Genomic DNA, 2,945 nt, shown 5'->3' with positions numbered 1-2,945 from the left:
TTGCCGAAGCATCGGCAGGCAGCCATTCGATAACCGGATCGCAGGAGATGATGTCGTGGGGAATGATTGCGCTGCATGTAGTGGCCGTATCGCTGCTGTCCAACATCGGCAAACTGTTCCCCGTTTTCTTCTACCGCGACCGCAAGTTCAGCGAACGTCTGGCCTTATCCATCGGTATGTTTACACGAGGCGAAGTAGGGGCAGGAGTCATCTTCATCGCGCTGAGCTATAATCTGGGCGGACCGGCGCTGCTCATCTCCGTGCTCACCATTGTGCTCAATCTGGTGCTGACAGGCTTCTTCGTGCTGTGGGTAAAGAAACTGGCTTTACGCAGCTACCGCTAACCCTATTCTGACCAACATACACTCTACACAGACTTACACACTCTCCCTCGATAGCCCCCTTCGGAACGACCGGCGGAAGGCTTAACACAGTGGGGGAGGTGTGTGGGGCTGTGTTTCTTTTTATAATACCCCTTTCTTCGGCTTACACGTTACTACTGCTAACTTTAGTTAAACTACTGCCATTATTAGTTGATTAACTAAGAGTATTAGTTGTTTGTTCGGAAATAATCTATATATTTGCAGCGTACACCAACGTTAAAACAATAAGATTATGAAACGACTGACCACTAAAGAAGAAGAAATCATGCGGATGTTTTGGGAGCACGGCCCGATGTTTGTACGCGAACTGCTGGCTTTTTACGAAGACCCTAAACCGCACTACAATACCGTCTCGACACTGGTACGCGGCCTCGAAGAAAAAGGCTTTGTAGGCTATAAGGCCTACGGAAACACCTACCAGTACTATCCCCTGATATCGGCCAACGAGTACAAACGTTCGGCGCTGAATGACGTCATAGCCCACTACTACGACAACTCGTTCGCCAACGTCGTGTCATCATTTGTGGAAGAAGAAGGCATGCCGCTCGACGAGCTGAAGGCGCTGATCGCACAGATTGAAAGCAAACGCAAAGCATAACCAGGACTATGGGAGCTTTTCTGTTCTATCTGTTCAAGTCGACGCTTTGCCTGACCACGCTATATTTCGTGTTCAGGCTATGTTTCCGCAGCGACACCCTGTTCCGCACCAACCGTCTGCTGCTGTTGGGCGGCACGTTGTGTTGCCTGCTGTTGCCATTCGTGCAACTCAGCATTCCGCAAGCCAGCCTGTGGCAAAAGCCCATGACAACGGTCGAAACACTGTTGACAGCCCCTTCCTCGGCATCGCCATCCATACGCCTGCATGCAGAGGGCACAGAAGCGGAACAGCCGCTTCCGCCGACAGTAACCGTCTTCGCACCGGCAACTGCCGCTCCTGCTGCATTCAGTGCCCTGCGCCTGATTACATGGGCATATACGGGTGGGGCCTTGCTGACATTGGCTTTCTTTCTGCTGTCGATGCTGCGGATGCGCCAGTTGTTCTGCCGCTATCCGTCCGAAAGGCAGCAGGGCTTCCGCCTGATTGTCTGTCCGCTGAAAAAAGGTTCTTTCAGCTGGGGCCGTACAATCGTTCTTTCGCAAGAAGACTACCGGAACAACCGCGAGGCGATATTGCTGCACGAACAGATGCACCTGCACTATCATCACACGGCCGATCTGCTGTGGATGCAGGCCATCATCGTCCTCCACTGGTTCAATCCTGCCGCCTGGCTGCTGATGCGTGAGCTTCGCGAAGTGCACGAGTTCGAAGCAGACAACGGCGTGCTGCTACATGGCATCGATGCTACTCAATATCAACTGTTGCTCGTGAAAAAATCCGTCGGCACAAGGCTCTACTCTATGGCCAGCGGCTTTGGACACAGCAAGCTAAAACAACGTATCAATATGATGTTAAAGAAAAGAACCAATCGACTGGCACGACTGAAGCTGTTGCTCTTCGTGCCCGTGGTGTCGGGGACGCTCTATGCGTTTGCCCGGCCCGAAGTGAAGAATGCGGTAGAACAGATGGTGAAACCGCCCGTCGGCACACAGTCGCAGGACACCGTCCGGATGGACGAGCGCGAGCTGCTGGAGCAGTATTTTGCACGGAAGTTCAAGGACGGGGGAGGTACTGTTGCTCCTGAATCTGGAAAAGCTGCACACCGGCTGTTGGTCAACTTGCGCAATCAGGTTATGATAGATCAGGAAGGAACGCCGACTGATTGTGCAGACTTCATCCGCAAGCATCTGACCGAGGTACTACGAAAAGACTATCAGCAGGCTAAACAGTCGGGGCAACCGTTCCGATCCAATTTGGAGATAATCTACGACCGTGGCTCTTCGGCCGAAGCCATGCGCCTGTATCTGTACACAGTCAAGGACGTTTACCAGCAACTACGTCAGGAAGCAGCCGCCGAACTGGGCACTACAGACGAAGCGGCGCTGGACAAGGCATTCCCCATCCTGGTTACTTTTGCAAAACCGAAAACGTTCAGAAAAACAGATGCTGCCGAAAAGCTTCCGATACAGATAACCCTGATAGCTTCCAACGGTCCGAGCAAGACGTTGAGCAACTTCACGTTGGACGAACTGCGCAACGAAGTGGAAGACTTCCGAAGCAAACATGGGGAGACAACCGTGTCGTTGAAAGTAGAACAGGACATACCGATGGGTATGGTGATGGATGTGAAAGGAATCCTCCGGCAAGCGTATGTCAACCGACTAAACTATTCGTCGGCCAAAGCCCCTTCCACTGTTGAAAAAACGGTGAAGAAACCTTGACCGACAAACAAATATGGATGATAGGATTACTCCTTAATCCGTATCAAGGCATTCGCCACGATGGCGGTCAGTCCGCCCGTGGTGATGCCCGAAGCAAAGATATTACGCAATGTATCGGGCAGCTGGCAGAGAATCTCCGGAACTAGCTCCACACTCAATCCTAACGAGAAACTGACCGCAATGACCAGCGTAGTCTTGCGGTTCATCTCCTGCGAAGCAATGATGCGGATGCCGGCAGCCGCC

The 2,945-nt window shown here is 52.3% G+C and carries 3 protein-coding genes and 1 pseudogene (1 of these 4 running past the window's edge); 3 read left to right on the top strand and 1 reads right to left on the bottom strand.

All coding sequences use genetic code 11. From position 1 onward, the window contains the following. The 3 genes from QVP67_RS01015 to QVP67_RS01005 form a co-directional block, all read left to right on the top strand. Nucleotides 1-344: the 3' portion of a transporter CPA2 family gene (locus QVP67_RS01015; protein ID WP_022161697.1), read on the top strand. The gene continues 856 nt to the left of window position 1, outside the view; the window shows 344 of its 1,200 coding nt (coding positions 857-1,200); the start codon falls outside the window, past its left edge; the stop codon is at nt 342-344. Between the two features lie 271 nt (nt 345-615). Beyond that, entirely contained in the window at nt 616-981 is a 366-nt protein-coding gene (locus tag QVP67_RS01010) for a BlaI/MecI/CopY family transcriptional regulator (protein WP_022161696.1), read from the top strand. An 8-nt stretch (nt 982-989) separates the two neighbouring features. Beyond that, complete coding sequence (locus QVP67_RS01005; RefSeq protein ID WP_022161695.1) at nt 990-2,702, top strand: M56 family metallopeptidase; 1,713 nt, start codon at nt 990-992, stop codon at nt 2,700-2,702. 26 nt (nt 2,703-2,728) lie between these two features. Here QVP67_RS01005 and QVP67_RS01000 read toward each other — a convergent pair. After that, nucleotides 2,729-2,945, bottom strand: a pseudogene (locus QVP67_RS01000) (xanthine permease XanP); the annotation flags it as partial.

This window comes from Bacteroides sp. CAG:633, from assembly GCF_000435115.1.
Lineage (GTDB): Bacteria > Bacteroidota > Bacteroidia > Bacteroidales > Bacteroidaceae > Bacteroides > Bacteroides ndongoniae.
Note: the sequence above shows the minus strand (reverse complement) of the source record. Positions and strands in the feature narration are given on the sequence as shown.